Source organism: Clostridia bacterium, assembly GCA_024653205.1.
Lineage (GTDB): Bacteria > Bacillota > DSM-521 > Neomoorellales > SLTJ01 > JANLFO01.
Genome location: JANLFO010000007.1, coordinates 30,159 through 55,952 on the forward strand (window position 1 = coordinate 30,159; position 25,794 = coordinate 55,952).

At 63.9% G+C, this 25,794-nt stretch carries 28 protein-coding genes; all 28 read left to right on the forward strand.

Going from position 1 to position 25,794, the window contains the following annotated elements; genetic code table 11:
* The first annotated feature begins 95 nt into the window (after positions 1 to 95).
* The 28 genes from NUV99_05145 to NUV99_05280 all read left to right on the forward strand — a co-directional run bounded on the left by NUV99_05145 (position 96) and on the right by NUV99_05280 (position 25,720).
* Complete coding sequence (locus NUV99_05145) at positions 96 to 530, forward strand: DUF1934 domain-containing protein (GenBank protein ID MCR4419506.1); 435 nt, start codon at positions 96 to 98, stop codon at positions 528 to 530.
* On the forward strand, positions 527 to 2,209 hold the full coding sequence (gene argS, locus NUV99_05150; protein MCR4419507.1) for an arginine--tRNA ligase: 1,683 nt from the start codon (positions 527 to 529) through the stop codon (positions 2,207 to 2,209). Before NUV99_05145 ends, argS begins: the two co-directional genes overlap by 4 nt.
* A 14-nt stretch (positions 2,210 to 2,223) precedes the next feature.
* Positions 2,224 to 2,871, forward strand: a complete 648-nt coding sequence (locus NUV99_05155; protein MCR4419508.1) for an MBL fold metallo-hydrolase — start codon at positions 2,224 to 2,226, stop codon at positions 2,869 to 2,871.
* Positions 2,872 to 2,925: 54 nt separating this feature from the next.
* Complete coding sequence (locus tag NUV99_05160; protein ID MCR4419509.1) at positions 2,926 to 4,560, forward strand: CTP synthase; 1,635 nt, start codon at positions 2,926 to 2,928, stop codon at positions 4,558 to 4,560.
* A 33-nt stretch (positions 4,561 to 4,593) separates the two neighbouring features.
* On the forward strand, positions 4,594 to 5,685 hold the full coding sequence (locus NUV99_05165) for a peptidoglycan bridge formation glycyltransferase FemA/FemB family protein (GenBank protein MCR4419510.1): 1,092 nt from the start codon (positions 4,594 to 4,596) through the stop codon (positions 5,683 to 5,685).
* 56 nt (positions 5,686 to 5,741) lie between these two features.
* A complete protein-coding gene (alr, locus tag NUV99_05170) occupies positions 5,742 to 6,893 on the forward strand; it encodes an alanine racemase (protein ID MCR4419511.1) in 1,152 nt (383 codons plus the stop codon).
* A 5-nt stretch (positions 6,894 to 6,898) separates the two neighbouring features.
* The gene (gene sppA / locus NUV99_05175; protein MCR4419512.1) at positions 6,899 to 7,828 is read left to right on the forward strand and encodes a signal peptide peptidase SppA; all 930 of its coding nucleotides are present in this window, start codon (positions 6,899 to 6,901) and stop codon (positions 7,826 to 7,828) included.
* Positions 7,825 to 8,439 (forward strand): YIP1 family protein, encoded by a 615-nt coding sequence (locus NUV99_05180; protein ID MCR4419513.1) that lies wholly within the window; start codon positions 7,825 to 7,827, stop codon positions 8,437 to 8,439. The genes sppA and NUV99_05180 overlap by 4 nt, the downstream gene beginning before the upstream one ends.
* A 97-nt stretch (positions 8,440 to 8,536) precedes the next feature.
* The gene (locus NUV99_05185; protein MCR4419514.1) at positions 8,537 to 9,049 is read left to right on the forward strand and encodes a hypothetical protein; all 513 of its coding nucleotides are present in this window, start codon (positions 8,537 to 8,539) and stop codon (positions 9,047 to 9,049) included.
* A gap of 12 nt (positions 9,050 to 9,061) precedes the next feature.
* A complete protein-coding gene (locus NUV99_05190; GenBank protein MCR4419515.1) occupies positions 9,062 to 10,021 on the forward strand; it encodes a Spo0B domain-containing protein in 960 nt (319 codons plus the stop codon).
* 159 nt (positions 10,022 to 10,180) lie between these two features.
* Complete coding sequence (locus NUV99_05195) at positions 10,181 to 10,927, forward strand: LytTR family DNA-binding domain-containing protein (GenBank protein ID MCR4419516.1); 747 nt, start codon at positions 10,181 to 10,183, stop codon at positions 10,925 to 10,927.
* 269 nt (positions 10,928 to 11,196) lie between these two features.
* Positions 11,197 to 11,616 carry a response regulator gene (locus NUV99_05200; protein ID MCR4419517.1) on the forward strand — a complete coding sequence of 140 codons (420 nt, stop codon included), beginning with the start codon at positions 11,197 to 11,199 and terminating at the stop codon, positions 11,614 to 11,616.
* Between the two features lie 90 nt (positions 11,617 to 11,706).
* Entirely contained in the window at positions 11,707 to 12,378 is a 672-nt protein-coding gene (locus tag NUV99_05205; protein MCR4419518.1) for a hypothetical protein, read from the forward strand.
* A gap of 15 nt (positions 12,379 to 12,393) precedes the next feature.
* Positions 12,394 to 13,248 carry a class II fructose-1,6-bisphosphate aldolase gene (locus NUV99_05210; GenBank protein ID MCR4419519.1) on the forward strand — a complete coding sequence of 285 codons (855 nt, stop codon included), beginning with the start codon at positions 12,394 to 12,396 and terminating at the stop codon, positions 13,246 to 13,248.
* An 18-nt stretch (positions 13,249 to 13,266) separates the two neighbouring features.
* Complete coding sequence (fsa, locus tag NUV99_05215; GenBank protein MCR4419520.1) at positions 13,267 to 13,917, forward strand: fructose-6-phosphate aldolase; 651 nt, start codon at positions 13,267 to 13,269, stop codon at positions 13,915 to 13,917.
* 123 nt (positions 13,918 to 14,040) lie between these two features.
* Entirely contained in the window at positions 14,041 to 15,351 is a 1,311-nt protein-coding gene (gene rho / locus NUV99_05220) for a transcription termination factor Rho (GenBank protein ID MCR4419521.1), read from the forward strand.
* A 192-nt stretch (positions 15,352 to 15,543) separates the two neighbouring features.
* On the forward strand, positions 15,544 to 15,747 hold the full coding sequence (rpmE, locus tag NUV99_05225) for a 50S ribosomal protein L31 (GenBank protein ID MCR4419522.1): 204 nt from the start codon (positions 15,544 to 15,546) through the stop codon (positions 15,745 to 15,747).
* Positions 15,737 to 16,708, forward strand: coding sequence for a DUF1385 domain-containing protein (locus NUV99_05230; protein ID MCR4419523.1), 972 nt, complete (start codon positions 15,737 to 15,739; stop codon positions 16,706 to 16,708). The genes rpmE and NUV99_05230 overlap by 11 nt, the downstream gene beginning before the upstream one ends.
* The gene (gene prfA, locus NUV99_05235) at positions 16,698 to 17,768 is read left to right on the forward strand and encodes a peptide chain release factor 1 (GenBank protein MCR4419524.1); all 1,071 of its coding nucleotides are present in this window, start codon (positions 16,698 to 16,700) and stop codon (positions 17,766 to 17,768) included. The genes NUV99_05230 and prfA overlap by 11 nt, the downstream gene beginning before the upstream one ends.
* The gene (locus NUV99_05240; GenBank protein MCR4419525.1) at positions 17,765 to 18,823 is read left to right on the forward strand and encodes a peptide chain release factor N(5)-glutamine methyltransferase; all 1,059 of its coding nucleotides are present in this window, start codon (positions 17,765 to 17,767) and stop codon (positions 18,821 to 18,823) included. Before prfA ends, NUV99_05240 begins: the two co-directional genes overlap by 4 nt.
* Positions 18,824 to 19,001: 178 nt before the next feature.
* Complete coding sequence (locus tag NUV99_05245) at positions 19,002 to 20,453, forward strand: sodium:proton antiporter (GenBank protein MCR4419526.1); 1,452 nt, start codon at positions 19,002 to 19,004, stop codon at positions 20,451 to 20,453.
* 46 nt (positions 20,454 to 20,499) lie between these two features.
* Positions 20,500 to 21,570: an L-threonylcarbamoyladenylate synthase gene (locus NUV99_05250; GenBank protein ID MCR4419527.1), complete on the forward strand. Its 1,071-nt coding sequence runs from the start codon at positions 20,500 to 20,502 to the stop codon at positions 21,568 to 21,570.
* A 32-nt stretch (positions 21,571 to 21,602) separates the two neighbouring features.
* Positions 21,603 to 22,298, forward strand: coding sequence for a ZIP family metal transporter (locus NUV99_05255; GenBank protein MCR4419528.1), 696 nt, complete (start codon positions 21,603 to 21,605; stop codon positions 22,296 to 22,298).
* Positions 22,299 to 22,314: 16 nt separating this feature from the next.
* Entirely contained in the window at positions 22,315 to 22,893 is a 579-nt protein-coding gene (locus NUV99_05260; GenBank protein MCR4419529.1) for a manganese efflux pump MntP family protein, read from the forward strand.
* A gap of 2 nt (positions 22,894 to 22,895) precedes the next feature.
* Positions 22,896 to 23,399: a low molecular weight protein arginine phosphatase gene (locus tag NUV99_05265; GenBank protein MCR4419530.1), complete on the forward strand. Its 504-nt coding sequence runs from the start codon at positions 22,896 to 22,898 to the stop codon at positions 23,397 to 23,399.
* A 40-nt stretch (positions 23,400 to 23,439) separates the two neighbouring features.
* The gene (gene rpiB / locus NUV99_05270) at positions 23,440 to 23,889 is read left to right on the forward strand and encodes a ribose 5-phosphate isomerase B (protein ID MCR4419531.1); all 450 of its coding nucleotides are present in this window, start codon (positions 23,440 to 23,442) and stop codon (positions 23,887 to 23,889) included.
* A gap of 41 nt (positions 23,890 to 23,930) precedes the next feature.
* Positions 23,931 to 25,268 (forward strand): serine hydroxymethyltransferase, encoded by a 1,338-nt coding sequence (locus NUV99_05275; GenBank protein ID MCR4419532.1) that lies wholly within the window; start codon positions 23,931 to 23,933, stop codon positions 25,266 to 25,268.
* 2 nt (positions 25,269 to 25,270) lie between these two features.
* Complete coding sequence (locus NUV99_05280) at positions 25,271 to 25,720, forward strand: cytidine/deoxycytidylate deaminase family protein (GenBank protein MCR4419533.1); 450 nt, start codon at positions 25,271 to 25,273, stop codon at positions 25,718 to 25,720.
* The last annotated feature ends 74 nt before the right edge of the window (positions 25,721 to 25,794 follow it).

Sequence of the window (25,794 nt, forward strand, 5' to 3'; positions counted from 1 at the left end):
GCCCCGGGTCCGGCGGTAAGGCGGCCTGCCGGAACTGCCCTCGGCGGCCAACCGGGGAGACCGGGCCACGACGGGAATCGGAAAGGGAGAGATAAGTGTACCGTCCGATTCTGGTAAGGGTTCGGGGGACGCAGGTGAAGGGGCCGGGAGAGGAGGACAACATCGAGCTGGTGACCGAAGGCCGGCTTTACCGGCGCGACTGCTCCTACTATATTCTTTACCAGGAAACCTGCCTGAGCGGTTTGGAAGGCACTCTTACTTCTCTAAAAATTGAACCTACACGCGTAGTATTGAACCGTATGGGTGGGACGGCCCAGCGTCAGAGTTTTGAAGAAGGGGTATGGCATCAGAGCTACTACGTGACTCCTTACGGCGCCATTCGGGTGGGCGTGATACCTTCCCGGGTGGACGTTGACTTGACAGAGAGGGGGGGAAGCATTAACCTAGAGTATGAATTGCAGATAGACCAAGAGAAGGTCAGCGATAATCGCCTGTCGATCACCGTCTGGGGCTTGGAGACCGGCACATGAACTTGCTGGGGCAAATCGCCGCAGGAATCAAGACCGCCCTGGAGACGGCAGCCTTGGAGGCACGCCGACGGGGTGAACTGTCCTTCGAAAGCTTCCCGGAGTTCACCGTAGAGGTGCCTCGGGAAAGAGGGCACGGGGATCTGGCTACCAACCTGGCCTTAGTCCTGGCGCGGGCAGCGGGTCGGCCGCCAAGGGAAATCGGCGAGACTATTCTACGCCATCTGCGGCCTGCCGGCACCTGGATCCAGGCGGCGGAAATCGCCGGGCCGGGTTTTATTAATTTTAGGCTGGATCCGGGCTGGGTGTACCGGGTACCGGCACTGGTGGAGGCGCAGCAGGACCGGTGGGGAGATTGCGATCTCGGGGCAGGAGTAAAGGTGCAGGTGGAATTCGTCAGTGCCAATCCTACCGGGCTTCTGCACATGGGTAACGCCCGGGGCGCGGCCCTGGGTGATACTCTGGCCAATGTCCTGGCCGCGGCGGGTTACCAGGTGACCCGGGAGTACTATATCAACGATGCCGGCCATCAAATCGAGAACTTTGCCCTGTCTCTGGAGGCCCGGTACCTAGAACTCTTCGGACGGGAGGCGGTATTTCCGGAAGAGGGTTACCACGGTGAGGATCTGGTGGATACGGTACGGGCATTTGCCGAGCGCTGCGGCGAACGCTACCTGGAGGTATCTCCGGAGGAACGGCGCCGGGCCCTGGTGGATTTTGCCCTGGAGGAGAAGCTGACCGGGATCCGGCGTTCGCTGGAGCGTTTTGGAGTGCACTATGACGTGTGGTTTTCCGAGCAGAGCCTGCATTCCCGGGGACAGGTAAGGGAAACCTTGAGAGAATTGGAGCGCCGGGGATTCCTTTACGAGCAGGAGGGAGCGGTCTGGTTTCGGGCTTCGTCCTTGGCTAACGCCAAGGACGAGGTGGTGGTGCGCTCCTCAGGAGTGCCGACTTATTTTGCCGCAGACATCGCCTACCACGTAAATAAGTTCGCCCGCGGCTTTGAACGGGTGATTAATATTTGGGGGGCCGATCACCACGGCCACGTTGCCCGGCTCAAGGCGGCCATGGCCGCCCTCGGCTACGATCCCGAGCGGGTGACGGTTATAATCATGCAACTGGTTCGCCTCTTTCAAGGCGGTGAGTTGCTGCGCATGTCCAAGCGCACCGGCCAGTACGTTACCCTGGATGAACTCCTGGACGAAGTGGGCAAGGATGCCGCGCGGTACTTCTTCCTCTTGCGCAGCGCGGACAGCCATCTCGACTTCGACCTGGATCTGGCCAAGAGCCAATCCGAGGAGAATCCCGTCTACTACGTGCAGTACGCACATGCCCGCATAGCCAGCATCCTGCGTCATGCCGAGGCCGAAGGTTACGAGGTTCCGGCTGCAGACGAAGTCGACGTCCGGCGGCTAACCCACCCGGCGGAGATCGAGCTTCTGCGCAAGATTGCCGACTGGCCCGGGGTGGTGGAGGCGGCGGCCCGGGCGCTGGAGCCGCACCGGCTGCCTTACTACGCCCACGAACTGGCCTCGACCTTCCATCGGTTTTATACTCAGTGCCGGGTATTGCATCCGGATCCCGGGCTGCGCGGCGCCCGGCTGCTGCTGGTCAAGATTACCCAGAGGACACTGGCCCGGGTTCTGAGTCTGATGGGAGTGAGCGCCCCGGAGAGCATGTGAGGAGGTGAAGAGCGGTGGAAATCCGCTGGCTGGGGCACGCCTGCTTCGAGATAAAGAGTGCCCGCGGGCTCACCATCCTTACCGACCCTTTCGCCCGGGAGGTGGGCTATCCTCGAATCGAGTCCCGGGCGGACGTGGTGACGGTGAGCCACCAGCACTTTGACCATAATGCCGTGGCCCTGGTACCGGGTAAGCCTAGGGTCGTGGAGGAGCCGGGGGTGCACCAGGTAGAAGGGGTAACCTTCAGGGGGATAAGCACCTTTCACGACTCTGCCGGTGGCAAGCAGAGGGGCAAGAACCTGGTATTCGTGTTCGCGGTAGACGGGGTCAATGTCTGTCACCTGGGTGATCTGGGACACGTGCTGGACGCCCGTCAGGTGGCGGAAATAGGACCGGTGGATGTCCTGATGGTACCGGTTGGCGGATACTATACCATCGATGCCGCCGCGGCCAAGGAAGTAGTAGAGGCGCTGGGCCCGCGTATCGTTCTGCCCATGCATTACAAGACGCCGGTAATGCCCGAGGCCAGCTTCCCCATTGCGCCGGTCGGCGACTTTACCCGCTTCTTCGAGCGGGTGGTCGAAAAAGAGGTTCTGGAGGTAGACCGAGAGCATCTCCCGCCGGGACCGGAGGTAGTGGTGTTGAGCTATCCGCAGAAGTAGGAAGGCGGAGAGAGTGCCAGGGCACTCTCTCCCCTTATTTTGGAGGAATCGAGGGTGAGCCAAACCAAATTCATCTTCATCACCGGGGGAGTGGTGTCTTCACTGGGCAAGGGCATAACCGCGGCCTCCATCGGCCGGCTTCTGAAGAGCCGCGGGCTAAGGGTGGCCATCCAGAAGTTCGACCCTTACATCAATGTAGATGCCGGCACCATGAACCCTTACCAGCACGGGGAGGTTTTCGTCACCGAAGACGGCGCCGAAACCGACCTGGATCTGGGGCATTACGAGCGCTTTGTGGACATCAACCTCACCCGGAACAGCAACGTCACCGCCGGCAAGATCTACTGGTCGGTCATAACCAAGGAGCGCCGGGGGGACTATCTCGGGGGTACGGTGCAGGTCATTCCCCACGTGACCAACGAGATCAAGCAGGCCCTTTTGCAGGTGGCCCAGGAAGAGGAGCCGGAGGTGTTGATCGCCGAAATCGGGGGCACGGTGGGAGACATCGAGTCCCTGCCCTTCCTGGAGGCCATCCGGCAGCTCAAGAGCGACGTGGGCCGTCAGAACGTCATGTACGTCCATGTGACCCTGGTCCCTTACCTGAGGGCGGCGGGAGAGGCCAAAACCAAGCCCACCCAGCACAGCGTCAAGGAACTACGGGGCATAGGTATTCAGCCCGACGTTATCGTCTGCCGTTCCGAGCGTCCTCTGTCTAAGGCGGTGGCCGAGAAAATCGCCCTTTTCTGCGATATTGCCGAAGAGGCGGTAATTCAGGCGGTGGATGCCGAGTGCATCTACGAAGTGCCGCTCATTTTCGAGGCCCAGGGCCTGGACAAGATCATCGTGGAGGATCTGGGCCTTCCTGACGCCGGCCCGGATTTGGAGGAATGGCGGGCCCTGGTGGAGAGGATAAAACGGCCGAAGCGGGAAGTAACCATCGCCTTGGTGGGCAAGTACGTGGAGCTTCCGGATGCCTACCTGAGCATAGCCGAGGCCCTGGGTCACGGGGGTATCGCCCACGAGGCCAGGGTAAACATCGTGCGGATCAACAGTTCCCTCCTGGAGAATGGTAATCCGGAGGAGTTGCTGCGGGGAGTACACGGGATCCTGGTGCCCGGCGGATTCGGCGACCGGGGCATAGAGGGCAAGATTACCGCCATCCGCTACGCCCGGGAGCACGGCCTGCCTTTTTTGGGTATCTGCCTGGGTATGCAGCTGGCGGTGGTAGAGTTCGCCCGGCACGTGTGCGGCCTGTCCGGCGCCCACAGCCAGGAATTCTTCCCCGATAGTCCGCACCCGGTAATCGCCCTGATGCCCGATCAGCGCGCGGTTCAGGCTAAAGGCGGCACCATGCGCCTGGGGGCCTATCCGTGTATCCTGGCCGGGTCCGGTATCGCGCGCCGGGCCTACGGCATCGACCGGGTCTACGAACGGCACCGCCACCGGTACGAGTTCAATAACGCCTACCTGGAGCGGCTGGCTCAGGCGGGATTGGTGGTAAGCGGGCTTTCTCCCGACGGCCGCCTGGTGGAGATGGTGGAGCTCAAAGAGCATCCCTGGTTCGTGGCCTCGCAGTTTCACCCGGAATTCAAATCCCGGCCGAATCGCCCGCATCCGCTTTTCCGCGACTTTGTCGGCGCCGCCCTGGCCTTCGCCCGGGATAACCGATCCGCCGGAGTGAGAAGCTAAGCCCGGAAAACGGGCAGCAAGGGAGGGGAGAATTTGGCCTGGGAGGCCCGAACCATCGGCTCCGAGGAAGCGTCCCGTTACGACGCCTTCCTGGCGGCCGCTCCCAAGGGGCACATCTTGCAGAGCTACGCCTGGGGCCAGGTTAAGGCCAGGACCGGGTGGCGGCCCATCTACCTGGTGGTGGAGGAAGAGGGCCGGATCCTGGCGGCGGCCCTCCTGTTGTTCCGGCCCCTGCCGGTTGGAGACCGCGGGATCCTCTATTCGCCCCGCGGCCCGGTCATGGACATGTCCGACCGCCGCCTTTTCGATTTCCTGCTGGAGCGGGTACGGGAACTGGGCCGTGCCCACGGGGCCATACTCTGGAAGATCGATCCCGACGTGCCCCTTCCGGCTCCGGAGCTGGTGGACTACCTGCGGAGTCGGGGCTTTGTGGCCGCGGCCGGTCGCTCGGGCTTTGAGGGAACCCAGCCGCGTTGCGTATTCCGCCTGGACCTCACTCCTTCGCTGGAGGAGTTGTTGGCTGCCTTTCACCCCAAGACCCGCTACAACCTTCGGCTCGCCCGGCGCCGGGGAGTGGTGGTAAAGTCGGACTGCCGGCGGGACGATCTGGCAGTATTCTACCGTTTGCTTACCGAGACCGCGCGCCGTGACGGCTTTCTGATCCGGGGTTTCTCTTACTTCGAGGCCCTCTGGGAGGAACTGGTGCTCCGGGATTACGCCCGTCTCTTCCTGGCTTACTATGAGGGCGAGCCCATTGCCGGGGCCCTGGCCTTTACCCTGGGAACCAAAGCCTGGTACATTTACGGCGCCTCGGCCAACCGGCACCGGGAGGTCATGCCCAACTACCTCCTGCAGTGGACCATGATTTGCTGGGCCAAGGAGCGCGGTTGCACCCTCTACGATTTTCGCGGCGTTCCCCCCACCTCCGACCCCTCCCATCCCCTGCACGGCCTTTATCGGTTTAAGAGGGGCTTCTCCGCCCAATTCACGGAGTTTATCGGTGAGTACGACTTGGTGCTGTCTCCGCTCTGGTATCGCCTCTGGCGCTGGGGAGAGCCCCGGTACCGCAGTCTGGTGCGGTATCTCGGCCGGCGCGGCGGCGGCGAAAACGAGGCCTCAGTCTAGGGGGAAGATGGGCTACGGAAGAGCTAAGAGAGCAACTGGGCCCGCGCTGGATTGAGATCGACAGCGATGCCCTGCGGCACAACATCCGCCAGGTGAAGGGCCTGCTGGATCCTTCCTGCCGTCTTCTGGCCGTGGTAAAAGCCGACGCCTACGGATTCGGGGCGGTGGAAGCGGCCCGGGTGGCGGTGGAAGCCGGGGCGGCCATGCTGGGAGTTACCCTGGTGGAGGAAGCCCTGGAGCTGAGGGCCCACGGTATTAGCACCCCGATCCTGGTATTTGCGCCGCCCCTTCCCCAGGAGGTGGGTGCGGTGGTGGCGGCAGAACTCACCCCTACGGTTACAGATCCGGCCACCGCTCGGGCCCTGGCCCGGGAGGTCCGGAACCTGGGGAAAAGGATTAGGGTGCACGTAAAAGTGGATTCCGGGCTGGGACGGCTGGGGGTACGACCGGAGAACCTGCGACCGCTTCTCCGGGAACTGGCCTTGCTGCCGGAACTGGAGGTGGAAGGGCTGTACTCGCACCTGGACCCCCATCCCCGCCGGGCTCGCGAACAGGTCCGGGCCTTTGTGCGGGCTCGGGAGGTGGCGGTTGAAGAGGGCTGGCAAATACCGCTTTACCACCTCTGTAGCAGTTCCGGCGTGCTGCGCTATCCCCACCTGCATCTGGATATGGTGCGGGTAGGCACCCTGCTGTACGGCCAGTGGCCGGCCGGCGTGCCGCGAAGACTCGACTTGCGTGACCCCTGGCAGTTGAGGGCTCGCCTGCTTCAGGTTAAGGAGGTTCCGCCGGGCAGTCGGGTGGGCTACGGTCGGGGAGGCGTGCTCAGGCGCCGGGCCCGCTTGGGGGTGGTGGCCCTGGGTTGGGCCGACGGGCTGGGAATGATGCCGGAGCGGGCTCCGGAAAACTGGTGGGAATTGGCGGTACAGGTCGGGCGCCTGCTGCTGGCCAGGGGCGGCGGCTACCGGGGCAACGTCGGGGCGGAGCTGGACGGTCGGCCTCTGCGCCTGGTGGGCAGGCCCAGCATGCAGCTGAGCGTCTTCGATCTCACAGCCGCCGAGGGCGCCCTTGCCGGGCAAGAGGTGAGGATCTCGGGTTTGCGGCGTACCGCCGCCGCATGGCGACTGCCCAGGCTCTATCTGTGCGGAGGCCGGGCCTACCGGCTTCGTACCGCTACGGGTTGGGTGGAAATCGGGGAGGAGGAAAGGTGAGGCGTATGCGTAAGGGCTGGTTGGGCGGCCTGATCATTGTGGTCGCGGTAGTGGTGGTATGGTTGGCAACCTTATGGCTCTCACCCCGGGGAGAAGGGAGGGCGACCGGGGGTGAGGTGGGTTTGGTGCGTATTGAGGGCACCATTGTCGACGGTAGGGAGACCGGCGGTATCTTTGGCGCGATGTCCGGCGCCGAGACTATCAGCGAGCAGCTTCATGAGGCCCGCCGGGATCCGCGGATCAGGGCGGTGGTGCTGCGGATCAACAGTCCCGGGGGAAGTGCGGCCGCCTGTCACGAAATCGCGGCCGCCCTGGGAGCCCTTCGCGGCGACGGCAAGCCGGTGGTGGCCTTCTTGGGGGAGACTGCCGCCTCCGGTGCCTACTGGCTGGCTTCTCAGGCCGACCGCATAGTGGCCACTCCGGCCACTCTGACCGGCAGTATCGGCGTGATAATGGAGCTGCAGAACCTCCGCGGCCTAATGGATAAGTTGGGTATACAGGTGGAGGTAATAAAGAGCGGGGCGCACAAGGACATGGGAGCCGGTTGGCGGGCGCTCACTTCTGAGGAGAGGCGGCTGTTGCAGGACATGGTAGACGATATTTACCGGCAGTTCGTTCAGGTGGTCAGCGAGGGTCGGGGTCTGCCTGAGGCCAAGGTATTGGAGCTGGCAGACGGTTCCTTGTTTACCGGCCGCCAGGCGCTGGAGAAAGGACTGGTGGATGAGCTGGGCGATTACGAACTCGCCTTGCGCCGGGCCCGGGAACTGGCTGGCCTTCCCGCCGGAGCGCCGGTGCGGGCTCTGGCCCGGCCGAGCCCTTGGGAGTGGCTGCGTTCGAGCCTGGATACCGCCTACTCTGACCGCTACCGCTTGTTTGCCCCCGGGCTGTGGCTAATAGCCCCGGCCCTGGTGCCCTGGGAGGGTGGTGGAGCGTGAAGGAGCTACTGGAACTCGTTTTTCTGATCTTTGCCCGGCCCAGAAGCGCCTTGCGGCGCATTAGGGAGGGCGTGCCCTGGTGGTGGCCGGTGGTGGTGTTTTGTCTGGTGCAGCTTTTTACCCAGAGCGTTGGCCTGGCGACCGGGATCGGGGACCTCTCGGGAGACCTGGGCGGGGCTTCTTCCCCGCTTGCCGAAACCGTGGCGCGGCAGGCGTGGGTGTTGGGCGTGCCTTTGGCCCTGACATACTGGTTTTCAAAGGCGGCGATATGGCATCTTCTGGCCGAGTTTCTGGGCGGAAGAGGAAGTGGGTCGGCACTTTTTTCCTGCTTAGGGTTTGCCAGCGTGCCGCTACTGGTCGGCTACGGGGTGGCGGGAGTGTTGGGAACGGCGGGAGCCGCGTTCGGAGCAGGGGCCTGGTTTTTCTGTTTGCTGGCCGGGATCTGGGTGCTCATACTGGAGGTCTTGGCCCTGCAAGAAGTGTACTCCCTGTCCGGGAGCCGGGCTTTGGCCGTGGTGGCCATACCTTTGGTCGTCCTGGTGGTGCTGGTACTCATCGGTGTGGCGCTGTTGGCGCCCGCCGTTCCGGAGCTGTTCGGCGAAATGCACTGAGAGACCGAGTAGCGGATCGGCAATTGAAACGTCTTCGGCGGCATTTAAGACCCCCTTCCCGACATGTTAGACTCGGGAAGCAGGAATTGCGCAGGACGTGCCGTATATAGAGGAGTGGGAATTGTTGGATCACATGCCCTTACCTGCGCTCTTTCTACAATCCATCCCCGAGGGCGTAGTATTGATCAGCCTCGGCCTGGTCCTGGTCGGCGTCCGGCCGCGGCCGGTGCCGGTAGCGGTGGTGGCCGCGGCCGAAAGCGTTGCTCTATATTTCATCCGAATCCTTCCCCTTCCCTTCGGGGTGCATACGGTTGTGGCCGTAGCCTTGATTGCGGTCGGCCTGAGGGCGGTGGCAGGGCTGGCATGGTGGCGGGCGCTGGCGGCGTCGGTGGCGGGCACCAGTCTTCTGGTGGTCACGGAAGGGCTGTGCCTGCCGGTAGTGACGCAGCTTTTCGGTGTGCGCGCGGAGACGGTCCTGGCTACACTCTGGCTACGGGTGGTCTTTCCCCTCCCCTACGAGGCGGTCCTGGCGCTGGTGGGGTGGTGGTGTTGGCGCCGCAGGTGGTCGCTGTTTCCCCGGGAGGAGGGCGGCAGCGGGGATCTAGTCTAGGGGGAGGGACGAGTGGCAGGTCAGAAAGGGATTCCGACCGGACAGAAGACCGCGTTTTGGCTGGTAGGTTTGATCCTTTTGCAGGGCTTGTTCGTGGGGCTCAGCAATCTGGCGCAATACCTCAGGCCTCTGTTTCCAACCTTCGGCGGCGGTTGTTGGCAGATCATCCAGGCAGCCCTGGCGGCGGCGACGGTGGTATCGGCCCTGGTTGTAGCCCGGCGGCTGGCACAGGCCGCCTACCGGGAAGGAGAGGCGCAAACCCAGGCCGCGCAGATTGCCAGTCTTAGCGAACTGCTTCGGGCCCTGCGGGCACAGCGCCACGACTTTGTGAATCACGTGCAGGCACTTTACGGGTTGCTGGAGGAAGGGGAAGTAGAAGAAGCCCGCCGTTACCTGCATTCCGTTTACGGTGAGGTGCGGCAGGCCAGCCAGATCCTGGCCCTGGGTGAGCCCGCGGTTATCGCCCTGGTACAGGCCAAAATCGGCCAAGCCGAGGCCAAAGGTATCCGGCTCACGGTACGGGCAGACCCGGAGTTCCGCTACCTGCCGGTGCCTACCAATGATCTGAACCGCATAATAGGCAATCTTCTAGATAATGCCCTTGAGGCTGTAGAGGGTGAGGAGGAGCCCCGCCGGCGGTGGGCGGAGCTGGAGTTATCGGTAGAAACGACCGGCTTCTGTATATCCGTAACCAACGCCGGAGAGATTTCGGCCGAAGTGCTTCCCCACCTCTTTCGGCCGGGTTTCACCACCAAGGCCGGGGACCATCAGGGTCTGGGTCTGTTCACCGTGAAGAATCTGGCCGCCCGCTATGGGGGCGACCTGGAGATGGAGAGCGGCCGGGGCAAAACGGTTTTCAGAGTAACCTTCTCCACTGCATTGGTGCGAGGCCGGGCCGGGCGAGTTCCCCCGGCGGGAGGTGCGCCTTCGGCACCGGCGGGGAACGAGAGACGGCGAAAGTTCCTGATTTAACCTAGGTGGTCTTCCTCTCCCTGGGTGGGGCGGCGGGACGCAGCGGGCGGCCTGCCGCCCGTTTTCCTCGAGAGCGGCCGGTTTTCGAGGCGGGCTCCAAAGCGAGACCCGGGCCGGTACCGGAAGGAGGCCGGGGTGGGGGAACGGGAGGGAAGGCGGTTGCCCCTACGCATCCTGATCGTGGACGACAATCCTGGGGCGAGGGCCCTTTTGCGCCGCTGTGCCCGCGAGGTGGAGGGTGTGGAGGTGGTAGGCGAGGCCGCCACCGGCGAAGAGGCCCTGCTCAGGGTCCGGGAGACCCGTCCGGATGTGCTTTTCCTGGATGTCGATATGCCGGATGTGGACGGTCTGGCCGTAGCCCGGCGGTTGGTGGAAGAATACAACGATCTCTATCTGGTATTTGTTACCGCTTACCCCGAACACGCTCTGGAAGCCTTCGAGGTGTACGCCTACGACTACATAGTAAAACCGATAGACGAGAGTCGGGTAAAAAGGACGCTCGGTCGCCTTCGGGAACACCTGCAACCTGCCAACGCCGAATTTGCCCTTGGTGAGTTGGTGGCCGCCTTCCGTCGCTCTAATCAATTGCTGGTAAGAAACGGCCGGGAGTTGGTGTTTATCGATCTGGATAGCATAATCTTTCTGGCGCGAGAGGGGCGCAAGACCGTAATCTATACTAAAGACGGTCGGTACGAGACCGGCGAATCCTTGAGCGAGATCGAGCAGAGATTGAACCCGCATATTTTCTTCCGGTCGCACAAGTCTTTCATAGTGAACCTTAACCTGATCGAAAGGCTGGTACCCTGGGCCAACGGATCTTACCTGATTAAGTTTCGTTATACCAGCTACGACGCGGTGCTGTCCCGGCACCAGGCCCGGGCTCTCATCGAGCGGAGCCGGAGCTGAAGACCGTATGCCGGGACGGGGGTATCGGCGCTTTCCCCGGTGGCCCGGTACTGCCGAGTACCAAGGCTTCGCGCAACAAAGCCTTGGGTTGTTTGCCTGGGGGAGCGAACGGACGGTAGGAGGGGGGAGCAGACCGGACGCAAGGTAAACCGGAGGGCCTTTGGTGTCGGGCCTTTTGCGCCTGCCTTCACCAGCGGAGCGGAGCGGAGGGTCAGGAGACTCCAAGCGCACGGGTCGGGCATGACCCGCGCCGCCGAGGTGAGGGTTTGGTGATAGGGATACAGGTCAAGGCGGGGGCCGCCAAACCCGCCATTCTGGTAGTTGACGACCAGCCGGCAATTCGGCAACTGCTCTTTGAAGCCCTGCAGGATGACCGGTGGGAGGTGAGATTGGCCTCGGGCGCCTTCGAGGCGCTTCAGCAAGTGGCCTGCGACCCACCGACCCTGGCGATTATCGATTTGCGCCTGCCGGGTATGAGCGGCCTGGAACTCCTGCGAGAGATGAGGAAGCTGGAGTACCGGGGAGAGGTTCTAGTACTTTCGGCCTACAGCGATACCGACCTCCTGGCCGAAGCCAGAGCCCTGGGCGCAAGTTACTGGCTGACCAAGCCCTTTGATCTGGACGATCTGCAGAGCCTGGTCGAAGAAGTAATGTTCGGCCGGCAAGAGAGGAGCGAACTTCTGTCCTAGGTTCCACCGACGGTGGAACTTTTTTTCCCACGGCAGGAATAGAGCCTGGGGCCAGCGAAAACATAGGTTCTTGGAGGGGGCTCCCGGGCGATGATCATTCCTGTCGTTAGTTTTATGGCCATCAGGTGTCCTTCCTGCGGGCGTTTGCAGATAAGGCCGCTTTCCCTTCCGGCCTGCCGCCACGGCCAGGAGGTAACAATAGACTGTTGTTGCCAGGCACCTCTTTTTTCTTATGCTCTGGGCGAGGAACGCAGTTTTCGCATCCTGCTTCACTGCCTGCTTTGCGAGGGTATCCACTCGGTTTCCGTTTCTCTCAAGCAACTGGCCGATCACGCGGTGGTACCCATAACCTGTGAGGTCGCCGCCAGCGAGGTGGCGTATATAGGGCCCAAGGACCGGCTACGGAGCACAACCCGGGTACAGGAGCGGCGGCTGCGGGAGTTGATCCGCGACCTGGGTAAAGGTAATTACTTTAGTAATCCCGAAGTAATGTACCGGGTGTTACAGCATCTTCACCAGCTGGCCCTTTCCGGAAGACTTTACTGCCATTGCGGTAATAATGATATTGAGGTGGAGATTTTCCCGGACCATCTGGAGCTGCACTGTCCGGAATGCGAGGCCACCGGTTCGGTAATGGCGGAAAGCCGGGAAGACTTGACGGCGCTAAAGAAGATTCGGGAGATCGAGCTGGTGGGTCATGGCTTTCGTTGTCGCCGCGCCTCCAGAAACCCCGGCTCCCCGGGTCATTCCAGCAAGAAATAGGGGTAGGTGGACGGGTTGGCGCTGGCAGCCGCTGCCCCGCTTCTGATCGAGGCGCGGGAGCAAGGTTACGCGCTGGGAGCGTTCAACGCCTATAATCTGGAGACCGTTCAGGCCATTGTGTCCGCGGCCGAGGAAGAACGGGCCCCCGTGATCCTGCAGACCAGCCAGGGAGCGCTCAAGTACGCCGGCCTGTCTCAGCTGTGGTCTCTGGCCAATACGGCGGCGAAAGCCGCGCGCGTACCGGTAGCCGTGCACCTGGATCACGGAACCGATCTCTCCGTGGTATGGCGCTGCCTGCGAGCCGGTTTCACCTCGGTGATGTTCGACGGCTCCCACCTCCCCATGCCGGAGAACGCCGCCCTCACCCGGCGGGTGGTCGAGGTGGCCCGCGAGCTGCAGGTTTCGGTGGAAGCAGAACTGGGTCGCATTTCCGGTACCGAAGAAGAAATAAGCGTGGAAGATCGGGAGGCCTACTTTACCGATCCGGAAGAGGCCGCCTGGTTCGTCCGGGAGACCGCAGTAGACGCTCTGGCCGTAGCCGTGGGTACCGCCCACGGCCGTTACCGTGGTGAGCCCCGGCTGGATTTTGCCCGCCTGGAGGAGATTGCCCGCAAGGTGAAGGTGCCTCTGGTGCTGCACGGTTCCTCCGGGCTCCCGGACGAGGCCGTGCGCCGGGCCATCGGCCTCGGCGTAGCCAAATTCAACATCGACACCGAACTCCGTGAGGCCTTCGTCGGGGCCCTGAGTGGCGCCCTGGCCGCTCATCCTGGTGAGATAGACCCGCGCCGCCTTCTGGCTCCGGCGCGCGAAGCGGTAAAGGCCAAGGTACGGGAAAAGCTGCGGCTTTTCGGTTCCTCGGGAAAGGCTTGAGGCCAAGGAGGGATGTCAGTGCGTTTGTTCCTGGATACGGCCAACGTGGAAGAAATCCGGGCCGCGGTCGAGCTGGGTGTGATCTCCGGGGTGACGACCAACCCTACGCTGGTGGCGCGGGAAGGGCGGGACTTTCGCCGGGTACTGGTGGAAATATGCCAGCTCGTGGACGGCCCGGTGAGCGCCGAGGTGGTGAGTACCGAGGCCTCGCAAATGGTGCCCGAGGCCCGAGAGTTGGCCTCGGTTCACCCCAACGTGGTCATCAAGGTGCCCATGGGTGCGGAGGGCCTGAAGGCGGTTAAGGCCTTGAGCCGCGAAGGCATACGCACCAACATGACCCTGATTTTCTCCGCCAACCAGGCCCTTTTGGCCGCTCTGGCCGGAGCCACCTACGTGAGCCCTTTTGTAGGGCGGCTGGATGACGTGGGCCAGGAAGGTATGGAAGTAGTGCGCGATGTCGTAACCATCTTTGCGCAGTACGGTTTGGAAACGGAGGTGATAGCGGCCAGTATCCGTCACCCGCAGCACGTGCTGGCGGCGGCCCGCCTGGGTGCGGACATTGCCACCGTTCCCTACTCCGTGCTCCGGCAGATGCTCCAGCATCCCCTCACCGATTTGGGCATCCAGCGGTTCTTGCGCGACTGGGAGCAGCTTAAGACCCGAGCGTAGGTTTATTTTTCCCTTCCCCAGGGATAAACTAGATTAGGCAAAGCCTCTGCACTTACCCGAGTCGAGTTCTTGCTTCCCCGTTATCCCGATTAGTCTTTTCCGGAAAGGAGGCTTACGCTTTCCTTGCAGGCCAGCGAGCTGGAAGGCAAGACGGTGGCGGAGTTGTACCGCCTGGCCCGGGAGCTGAACATCCCGGGATACTATCGCCTGCGAAAAAAGGAGTTGATCCAGGAGATTCTCAAACTTAACGCCGATAAGGCCGATAAGAACGGCGCGGGAAAAATACCCGCCGCGGAAAAGAACGGAGGCAACCTTTACGCCCAGGGGGTCTTGGAGATTCTCCCCGAAGGGTACGGGTTCTTGCGGCCGGTCAATTACCTTCCCAGCGAAGGAGACATCTACGTTTCGCCTTCCCAGATCCGGCGCCTGGACCTGCGCACCGGTGACATGGTAGGGGGGCAGATCCGTCCTCCCAAGGAAGGCGAGCGCTTCAGCGCCCTGCTGCGGGTGGAGAGAATCAACGGCCTGGCGCCAGAGCAGGTAATCCGCCGGCTTTCCTTTGACGCCCTGACTCCGATCTTCCCTACCGAGCGCCTCACCCTGGAAACGCCGGAGGCGGACGTCTCGTGCCGCATGATCGATCTCATCGCTCCCCTGGGCAAGGGACAGAGAGGCCTGATCGTGGCCCCTCCTAAGGCAGGCAAGACCATACTGCTGAAGAAGATCGCCAACGCCGTCGCCCACAACTACCCCGAGGTCACCCTGATGATCCTGCTCATCGACGAGCGCCCGGAAGAGGTTACGGACATGGAGCGCTCGGTGCGGGCGGAGGTAATCAGCTCCACCTTCGACCAGCCGCCCGAGAATCACGTGCGGGTGGCGGACATGGTGCTGGAGCGGGCCAAGCGCCTGGTGGAGCAGAAGAAGGACGTGGTCATCCTCCTGGATAGCATCACCCGTCTGGCCCGGGCCCACAACCTGGTGGTGCCGCCCAGCGGCCGAACCCTCTCCGGCGGGGTGGATCCGGCCGCCCTGCACAAGCCCAAGAGGTTTTTCGGTGCCGCCCGGAACGTGGAAGAAGGCGGGAGCCTCACCATCGTGGCTACGGCACTGGTGGAAACGGGCAGCCGGATGGATGACGTAATCTTTGAAGAGTTTAAGGGCACGGGCAACATGGAGCTCATCCTGGACCGTCGCCTGGCCGAGCGCCGGATCTTTCCGGCCATTGACGTGAAACGTTCCGGTACCAGACGGGAAGAAGCGCTTCTGAGCCCGGAGGAGCTGGAGCTGATGTGGCACTTCCGTCGGGAGACCAATGCCATGAGCACGGTGGAAGTCACCGAAATGCTCATCGATGCCCTGCGCAAGACCAGATCCAACCGGGACCTGTTGCGGGCGCTGCCGCATTTCTTCCCGGAGACCGCCCGTCTTTAGTCCGATCCGCAGCTCGCTCAGGGCAAAGCGGTTCGGCCCACTTGCCGACCGGTACGAGGGGCAACCGGGGCTGCCGGACCGGAAAGCGGGGGGTGATCGGCAGGGCCCCTCTGGTTTGCGTTCCGGCCGGGCCTGTGCTATAATAGCTCGGCGGTAACAGAGTCGCGGCAAGACCGAACTGAGGTGAAGAGCATGAAGAAGGACATTCATCCGCCTTATCAAAAGGCGCGCATAATCTGTGCCTGCGGCAACGTCCTCGAAACCCGGTCCACCAAGAAGGAAATGCGCGTAGAAGTGTGCTCGCGCTGTCATCCCTTTTACACCGGCTCCCGGCAGCACATTATAGTAGAACGGGGCGGTCAGGTGGAGAAGTTCCGCAAGAAGTATGGTGTGTAGAAGCACCGGACGGCGGACCTGGCGGAGCGCGAGCTCTGCTTTTTTCTTTTGCCGGCCGCCTTCGGACACGTTCGCCTACGGCGGTCAGGCGGTAATCGAGGGGGTAATGATGCGGGGCCCCGATGCCTTCGCCGTAGCCGTGCGCCGGGCGGACGGGAGCATCGCGGTTAACCGGCAGCCCCTGCCTTCCTGGGCCGTGCGCCGGGGTCCGGCGGGATGGCCCCTGGTCCGGGGAGTACTGGCCCTGCTGGAATCGCTGGTTCTGGGAGTGCAGGTGCTGACCTACTCCGCGGAAGTGGCGGCCGATGAAGAGGGCGAAACGCTGGGGCGAGAAGAGATAGCCCTGGCCCTGCTGCTGGCCGTCGGGCTGGCCGTGGGCTTGTTCGTGGTAATACCCGCCTTCCTGGGTCACTGGAGCGCGACCCGTATGGGCCCCTGGGGACAAAACCTGCTGGAGGGCGTTTTAAGGCTGGTAATATTCCTGGGCTATTTGGGCGGGATTTCCCGCCTGGCCGAGGTGCGCACTCTATTTGCCTACCACGGGGCCGAGCACAAGGTCATCCATGCCTGGGAGTCGGGAGCGGGACTTGATCCGGCGGCGGCGGGCAGTTTCCCCCGTCTTCACCCGCGCTGCGGCACGAGTTTCGTCCTCCTGGTAATGCTCCTGGCGGTTCTGCTCTACTCCGTAGTGCCCGTTTCCGGCCTGGGCTCCAGAATAGCGGTACGGGTGGGGCTGATGCCGGCCCTGGCCGGCATCAGCTACGAGGTGCTCAGGTGGTCGGCGCGGGCCAAGAACCGGTGGCCGGTGAGGCTGTTGATCGCCCCGGGCTTGGGACTGCAGAAGATGACCACCCGGGAACCCGACCGCGACCAGTTGCAGGTGGCGGCGGTTGCCCTGGAGGCGGTGCTGGCAAAGCAAGGGGAGAGTGCCGGTGAGGAGGTGAGCAGGAGTGTGGGCTAAACTCGAGGAGCTGGAAAGCCGCTACGAAGCGTTGAGCCGGGAACTGGCCGATCCGAAAATAATCGCCGATCCCCAGGCCTACCAGAAGCGGGCTCGGGCTCATGCCGAGCTGGAGGAAGTGGTGGGCACCTTTCGGCGCTACCGGCGGGTTCGGCAAGAGCTGGCCGAGGCGCGGCAGATCCTCGAGGAGGACGGCGATCGCGAGCTTCGGGAACTGGCGGCCACCGAGCTGGTACGGCTGGAAGTCGAGGAACAGGAGCTGGAGCGCCGCCTGCGGCTCCTGCTCCTGCCCAGAGATCCGAACGACGAGAAAAACGTAATCGTGGAGATCAGGGCGGGTACCGGGGGAGAGGAGGCGGCGCTTTTCGCCGCCGACCTTTATCGCATGTACAGCCGCTACGCCGAGGAAAAGGGGTGGCGGGTAGACTTGATAGACGTGCACCCCACGGAGCTGGGCGGGTTTAAGGAAATCGTCTTTTCCGTAGACGGCCGGGGCGCCTACAGCCGGCTGAAGTACGAGAGCGGCGTACACCGCGTGCAGCGCATCCCGGTCACGGAGTCCGGAGGCCGCATCCACACCTCGACCGCCACCGTGGCCGTACTTCCCGAGGCCGAAGAGGTGGAAGTACAGATCGATCCGGATGACCTGCGCATCGACACCTTCTGCTCCAGCGGACCGGGCGGTCAGTCGGTGAACACCACCAAGTCGGCGGTGCGTATCACCCACCTGCCCACGGGCCTGATCGTGACCTGCCAGGACGAGAAATCCCAGCACAAGAACAAGGAGAAGGCCCTGCGGGTGCTGCGGGCCCGGCTGCTGGCCCTGGAGCAGGAGAAGCAGCAGCACGAACTGGCCAGTGCCCGTCGCTCCCAGGTGGGTACCGGGGACCGCAGTGAGCGCATCCGCACCTACAACTTTCCGCAGGGACGGGTGACCGATCACCGCATCGGTCTTACCCTGCACAAACTGGATCAGGTATTGGACGGCGAACTGGACGAAATAATCGAGGTCCTCATCACTACGGACCAGGCCGAGCGGCTTAAAGAGAGCGTGCGGTGAGGGTAGCTGACGTACTGCGTGAGGCAAGCCGGCGCCTGGTTCCGGTAGCCGGCGAGGCGGCTCGTTTGGAGGCCGAACTGCTCCTGGCGGAAATCCGCCGCCAGAACCGGGCCGGGTTGCTTTCCGAGCCGGGTCTTCCCGTTGAACCGGAGGAACTCTCCGCCCTGGAAGACCTGGTGGCCAGAAGGCTTTCCGGGGAGCCGGTAGCCTACCTGCTCGGTCGCAGGGAGTTCATGTCGCTGGAGTTCGCCGTAGGACCGGGGGTACTGGTGCCGCGGCCGGAAACGGAGCTTCTGGTAGAGCGGGCCCTGGAACTGCTGCGGCAGCGCTGGCAGGGCCGGCGGCGCCGGCCGGTAGTGGTGGACGTGGGTACGGGCTGCGGCAACATCGCCTTGAGCCTGGCCCATTACTTTCCTCGCGCCCGGGTCGCGGGCACGGACATTTCGCCGGCCGCCCTGCGCCTGGCGGGGCTTAACGCCCGGCGCCTCGGTCTTCTCGGGCGGGTGCGCTTCTGCCGGGGCGACCTCCTGCGGCCGCTTCGGCGGCGCCGGTTTTGCGGATGGGGGCGGGTAGTCCCTTCCCGTCTTGCGGCTCCCGGTTCGGTGCCGAACGCGCGTGCCGCCATTCGCCCAAAGGGAGGTGAAGCGTTGGGGAAGAGGAGCCGGGCCGGAAGTACTTGGGGGGGGAACCGGCCGACACCTTTGCGGGCCGATCTGGTAGTGGCCAACCTGCCCTACATTCCCACCGCCCTTCTTGAGCAACTCTCTCCGGAGGTCCAACACGAGCCCCGCCTGGCCTTGGACGGGGGACCGGACGGTCTCTTCGTCTACCGCCGGCTCTTCAGGCAGGTGGGCGGGTTCCTGCGTCCCGGAGGCTATCTGATCCTGGAGATGAGCCCCGAGCAGGAAAGCCCTCTGCGCACGCTGATGCTGGGCACCGGTTTTCGAGGGGTGGCGGGGCTGGCAGACGGGACGGGCCGGCTCCGCGTCCTGATCGGGAGGTTTTTCCCCGGGCAAAGGAGGGAACGCGGCCGGGTTTGTAGTAATAGCAGGTAATAACCGATCGGCAGCGCCAGGACCGGAAGCAATTCCGGGTCGTCCCCGGCTTTCCTCGAGCGGGCTCGGTCTTAGCGAGGGAATCTGCGGGTAGTGCAGGGGCAAACCCGGTTGGGTGGCCGGAACGATCGGTCTTGGCAGCGGACGCTACAGCGGCGAGAGGAGGCTCTCGGCAACGGTGGAGGCAAGACGCGTGGGATCCTTGGGTCTGGCGGCTGCCCTGGTTTCCTTATTTCCGGCCGGTACATGCGCCTGGGCGAGTACGGGGACGGATCTGGGGCACCAGCTTCCCATCTGGAGCATCCTTCCTTTCGTAGGCATGTTGCTCTCCATTGCCATTTGTCCTCTGGTAAACCCGCACTGGTGGGAGAAGAATATGGGCAAGGTAAGCGCCTTTTGGGCGCTGGTTTTTTTCTTGCCCTTTTTGGTGGCCTACGGCTCCGGGACCGCCATTACCCATGGGGTTGAGGTCATCCTGTTGGACTACGTGCCTTTTATTCTTTTGCTCTTTGGTCTGTTCGTGGTGTCCGGCGGCCTGATACTCCGGGGCACCCTGCGGGGAACACCGGTGGTAAACACGGTTCTCCTGCTCATCGGGACCCTTTTGGCCAGTTGGATAGGCACTACCGGCGCCAGCATGCTGCTTATCCGGCCGGTCATCCGGGCCAACGAATGGCGCCGTTATAAGGTTCACACGATAATCTTCTTCATCTTCCTCATTGCCAATATCGGAGGTGCCCTTACCCCGGTAGGCGATCCTCCACTTTTTCTGGGCTTCCTGCGTGGAGTGCCGTTCTTCTGGACCATGAAGTTGATCCTGCCAATGGGCCTGAATGTGGTCATATTACTGTCCCTGTACTACCTGCTGGACAGTCACTTTTACCGTAAGGAGGCACCTGCGCCTGCCGACGGGGTCAAGGAGAAACTGCGGGTAGAAGGTCTCCACAATTTGGTCTATCTGGCCATGGTAGTGGGCTCGGTGATCTTAAGCGGAATGCTGGCCAAAACCCCGGCTTTTGCCGACCTGAGTACCGGTGAACTGCGCGGTATTACCGTGCTGGGGCACGGCGAAGAGTCTGTGGTTCTGCCCTACGTTGACCTGATCCGGGAGCCCATTATGCTGTTGGCCGCTTTCCTTTCCTGGCGAACCACCCGGCCGGAGGTCCGGCGCGATAACCGCTTCACCTGGGCCCCCATTAAGGAAGTGGCCACCCTTTTTGCCGGCATCTTCGTAACCATGATTCCCGCCCTCGCCATCCTGCACGCCCGGGGACCGGAGCTGGGCCTAACCCACCCCGCCCAGTTTTTCTGGTGCACCGGGGCGCTTTCCAGTTTTCTCGATAACGCCCCCACCTACCTGGTCTTCATGACCACCGCCGCCAGCCTGGGGGCCGCCCAGGGTGTGCCCACCACGGTGGGGATAATAGATCCGAGGATGCTCTTGGCGGTTTCCTGCGGCGCGGTTTTCATGGGCGCCAATACTTACATAGGCAATGCGCCCAACTTCATGGTGCGGTCGATCGCCGAGGAAAACCAAATCCGCATGCCCAGCTTCTTCGGCTATATGGCGTGGTCGGGAGGTATCTTGCTGCCGCTTTTCTTACTGGATACCTTGATTTTCTTCTTATGATCGCCTTTCCGGAGGCTATCCGGGAAGGCGGGGAAGGAGGCCGTCTATGCGTCGGCCCACGCGTTACTGGCGGGTTAACCCGCGCCGGCCGGCGCCGGAAGCCATATCCCGGGCGGCCCGGATCCTGCGCCGGGGAGGCCTGGTGGCCTTCCCTACCGAAACGGTCTACGGCCTGGGGGCCAATGCCCTGTCGGAGCGGGCGGTACGCGCGGTTTTCGCCGCCAAGGGGCGGCCGGCGGATAATCCCTTGATAGTGCATCTGGGGTACGCCGGACAGGTGGCCGAGCTGGCGGCCTCGGTTCCGCCGGAGGCGGAAATGCTGACCCGGCGGTTCTGGCCCGGCCCTCTCACCCTGATCCTGCCCAGCAACGGCCGCGTGGCCCCGGCGGTTACCGCCGGTCTGGATACCGTGGCGCTGCGCATGCCCCGCCACCCCGTGACTCTGGCCCTGTTGCGCCGGGCCCGGGTGCCGGTGGCGGCTCCCAGTGCCAACCTCTCCGGCCGTCCCAGCCCCACCCTGGGCCGGCACGTGCTCCAGGACTTGCGGGGCCGTATCGACCTGATCCTGGAGGCGGGCCCTGCGGAGGTGGGAGTGGAATCCACGGTGCTGGACCTTACTGTGCGGCCTCCGGCGGTACTGCGCCCCGGCGGGGTAACGCTAGAGGAACTGGAGGCGGTGCTGGGCGAGGTCCGGGTGGATCCCGCGGCTGGCACCGCCGATAGGACGGAGGCCCCGCCGCGTTCCCCGGGAATGAAGTATCGGCATTATGCTCCCCGGGCTCCCATGTGTTTGGTGAGCGGCGAGCCGCAGGCGGTAGGCCAACGGATTGCGGAGTTGGTGGAAAGGGCGAGGTTGGAGGGAAAACGGGTGGCAGTCCTGGTGAGCGAGGAGACGGCGGCGGTGTGCCGGCAGGGAGTCTCGCCGGATGTTCTTGTCTGCCTCGGCCCTCGCGGTAATCCGGCCCTGGCGGCCGCGCGCCTCTATGCCGGCCTCAAAGCATGCGACCGGTACGCAGTAGACCATATCCTGGCCGAAGCCTGGCCGGAGGAAGGTTTGGGATTGGCCCTCACCAACCGCCTGCGCAAGGCGGCCGGGCACCAGGTGATCGAAGTATAGGTTAGAACCCAAGGTTGAGGTGAAGACCGGGGGTGAGTGCGGGCCTCCTCAGTATTCTTGCCGGGCTGGCCACCTGGGCCGGCGGTGCCCTGGTGGCGGGCCTGGGACGGCCTAATCGGTGGTTCTTGGGCTGGCTCCTGGGAGTGGCGGCCGGCGTCATGCTGGGGGTCAGTGCCGTGGACCTGCTGCCTGCCGCCCTCAGGCTCGGCGGGGTAAGGGCGCTGGGCTGGGGCGCGGGTCTGGTACTGGTGTTCCTGGCCCTGGTGTGTAGATGGTTGGTCCCCGCCTACGGCCGGGAGTTTGACTACCGGCGCCTGGGCTACTTCGTGGGTACCGCCGTGGCCCTGCACGATCTCCCGGAAGGTATGGCCATTGCCGTAGGGTATGCTGCCGGGCCGGCCCTGGGGCTAGGCCTGGCGGTGGCCATTGCCCTCCACAACCTGCCCGAGGGCATGGTGATGGCCGGGCCGCTCTTGGCCGGAGGCTTGAGCCGGAGGCGGGTGCTGGGGCTGATTGCGCTGGTAGCCGCGGTTACCCCCCTGGGAACTGGCGTCGGAGAGTTGGTGCTGATGGTGGTTCCGGGGGCCCTGGCCCCGCTCCTGGCGGCCGCCGCCGCGGTCATGCTCTTCGTGGTCCTGAAGGAGCTCCTTCCCGCGGCCAGACATCACCCGCTTTGGGCCGGAAGCACGGGCCTGGTCTTAGGTCTGGCCCTGAGCCTGGTAGTATAAACGGGGGAATAGACGCATGGGCTGGGCTGCGGTGCTGGGCGTGGCAGTGGCTCTGGGAACGGACGCCTTCTCTCTGGCGGTAGGCATGGGCCTGGCGGGAGTCCGGCAGCGGCAGGCCCGGGTCTTTGCCCTGACGGTGGCCGTCTTGCACGTGCTGCTGCCTTTGGCCGGCCTGCTTGCGGGCCAGCTCCTGGGCCGCCTTCTGGGTCAGGTGGCCGGGGTGGTGGGCGCCGTAGCCCTGATGGCCATCGGGGTACAACTGCTGTGGGAGGGATGGCGCGAAGCCGCGCCCCATTCCGCCGGACCCCGGGTGGCCCGCGCCGGGGAAGACCGTTTCCCCTCCAGGCCCTGGGGGGTGGTGGCGCTGGCGGGCAGCGTGAGCCTCGATGCCCTTACGGTAGGCTTCGGTTTGGGTGCTCTGCGCGTGGATCTATGGCTTACGGTGTTGACCATGGGGATCGTCGCCGGATGCATGACCTGGACCGGATTCATATGCGGGTGCCGCCTGGGGAAATGGATTGGTAGCCGCAGTCGAATTCTGGGTGGTGTACTCCTGCTTTTTATTGCCTGGCGGCTGCTGGGGGAGGTCTGGTAGGGGTGAAGCGAATACTGTTCGTATGCGTGGGCAACACCTGCCGCAGCCCCATGGCCGCGGCTTTGGCCGAGGCCTTTCTGCGTACCGAAGGCATAGAAGGTGTGGAGGTGCTTTCCGCGGGCGAGGCCGCCTGTGAGGGCATGGGGGCTGCTCCTGAGGCGGCGGAGGTCATGGGCGAGAAGGGGTTAGACCTCTCCGCGCACCGGGCCCGGTTCTTGCGGGAGGAAATGGTGGCCGGGGCGGATCTGGTGCTCACCATGACCTGGGCCCAGCGGGAGCGCCTGCGGGAGCTCTGGCCGCAGCACGCCGACCGGATATTCGTCCTCAAGGAGTATGCGGCCGGCGGCTGGGCGCTGAAAGACACGGGCCGGACCTATGATGTGGCCGATCCCTTGGGAGGCGGAGTGGAGGTATACCGCCGGTGTGCCCGGGAACTCGAAGATGCGGTGCAGGCCGCCCTCCTGCGGTTTCTGGCCGAGGATAAGGAGCCGGCAGGAAACGGGTAGCGGCTGTCGAAGATATGGACAAGTTTGGGGGGAAGCGGGTTTGCGAGTGGCCCTGGGCAGTGATCACGCCGGCTTTGCCCTCAAGGAGGAGATCAAGGACTATCTCCGGGAGGCCGGGGTAGAGTATCACGACTTCGGCACCTTTGGGCCGGAAGCGGTAGACTACCCCGATTTTGCCCTGGCGGTCGCGGAGGCCGTGGCCCACGGCCGGTTCGAACGCGGCATTCTCTGCTGCGGGACCGGCGTGGGGGTGGCCATAGCGGCCAACAAGGTACCGGGCATCCGGGCGGCGCTGTGTCACGACACTTTCTCCGCGCGGGCCAGCCGCGAGCATAACGATGCCAACGTCCTGACCCTGGGAGCGAGGGTAATCGGGCCGGGCCTGGCGCGGGAGGTAGTGGCGGTTTGGCTGGCGGCCGAGTTCGCCGGCGGCCGCCACCGGCGTCGGGTGGACAAGATCCGGGCTATCGAAGAAAAGTACGGTTCTTAAGGGGCGGTCGGAGTCAAGTTGCGGGCCGGGAGGAAACGGGAGTGCAGGATTGGGACATACTGGCAGCCGAAGACCCGGAGGTAGCCGCCGCCATCCTGGGCGAGGCCGAGCGACAGGCCAACCATCTCGAGCTTATTGCCTCGGAGAACTTCGCCAGCCGGGCGGTCATGGCCGCTCAGGGGTCAATCCTTACCAACAAGTACGCCGAGGGTTACCCCGGTCAACGGTACTACGGCGGTTGCGAGCACATGGACGTGATCGAAGACCTGGCCCGGCGGCGGGCGTGCAGCCTTTTCGGCGCCGAGCACGCCAACGTACAACCCCATTCCGGAGCTCAGGCCAATATGGCGGTATATTTTGCCGCCCTGAGGCCCGAGGATCGCATCCTCGGCATGGATCTGGCCCACGGCGGTCACCTCACGCACGGCAGCCAGGTCAACTTTTCCGGCCGGTGGTTTAGCGCGGTAAGTTACGGGGTGGACCCTGAAACCGAGCAGATCGACTACGATGCCGTGGCGGCCATCGCCGAACGGGAGCGCCCGAAGCTGATCGTCGCCGGAGCCAGCAGCTATCCCCGGCTGGTGGATTTTGCCCGCTTCCGGACCATTGCCGACAGCGTGGGCGCCTATCTGCTGGTGGACATGGCCCACATCGCCGGTTTGGTGGCCGCGGGTCTTCACCCCAACCCGGTGCCTCACGCCCATTACGTCAGCAGCACCACCCACAAGACCCTGCGCGGGCCGCGGGGAGGCTTCATTCTTTGCCCGCGGCAGTTCGCCACGGCAATCGATAAGGCCGTTTTTCCCGGGCTTCAAGGAGGCCCGCTGATGCACGTCATTGCCGCCAAGGCGGTGGCCTTCAAGGAGGCCGGCACTCCCGCTTTCCGGCACTACCAGCAGCAGGTGGTGGCCAACGCCCAGGCCTTGGCCCGGGCCCTCAAGGAACGGGGCTTCCGGCTGGTAGGAGGCGGAACCGATACCCACATGCTGCTGGTGGACCTGCGGGACAAGGGGCTGACGGGTCGCGAAGCCGAGGAAATCCTGGACTCGGTGGGGATAACGGTTAACAAGAACGCCATCCCCTTCGATCCGGAAAAACCCTCCGTGACCAGCGGCATCCGCGTGGGGACGCCGGCCGTGACCACCCGGGGCATGGGTCCGGCGGAGATGGAGCAGATCGCCGAACTGATCGAGCAGGCCCTGAGCGCATCCGGTGACGAAGGGCGGCTGGCGCGGATACGGGCCAAGGTACGCGAGCTGTGCCGCGCCTTTCCGCTTTACCCGGGGTGGCCGGGCCGGCAGCCGGATACGGGGTCGGGAGGCGCCGATTCGGCTCCCCCTTCCGCCGACAGGGCAATTGAGGGATTGCAGGAGGACTAGGGTTGCGGCCGGACTGGGACGAGTATTTTCTGCGCATCTGTAGGGTGGTGGCCCAGCGTTCCACCTGCCTGAGGAGACGGGTAGGCGCATTGCTAGTGCGCGAACGCCGCATACTGGCCACCGGATACAACGGGGCGCCGGCCGGCCTTCCTCACTGCGAGAAGGTTGGCTGCCTGCGCGAGCAGTTGGGGGTACCGCCCGGCGAACGTCACGAGTTATGTCGGGGACTGCACGCCGAGCAGAACGCCATCATCCAGGCCGCCCTCCACGGCGTAAGCACCGAAGGGGCGGTGCTTTACGTTACCCACCACCCCTGCACGGTTTGCGCCAAGATGCTGGTGAACGCGGGGGTCACCCGGGTAGTGGTAGAGGAGGGTTACCCCGACCCGCTCGCCGCGCAGATTCTTAAGGAAGCGGGTATTGAGGTGTTCCGCCTTGACAATGGCACCTGAAGGTAATGGCGAAGGAAGGCCGGACCCGAAGCGGGCAGAACCGGGGAAGGTGAGGGGCAAGGACCGGCGGCCGG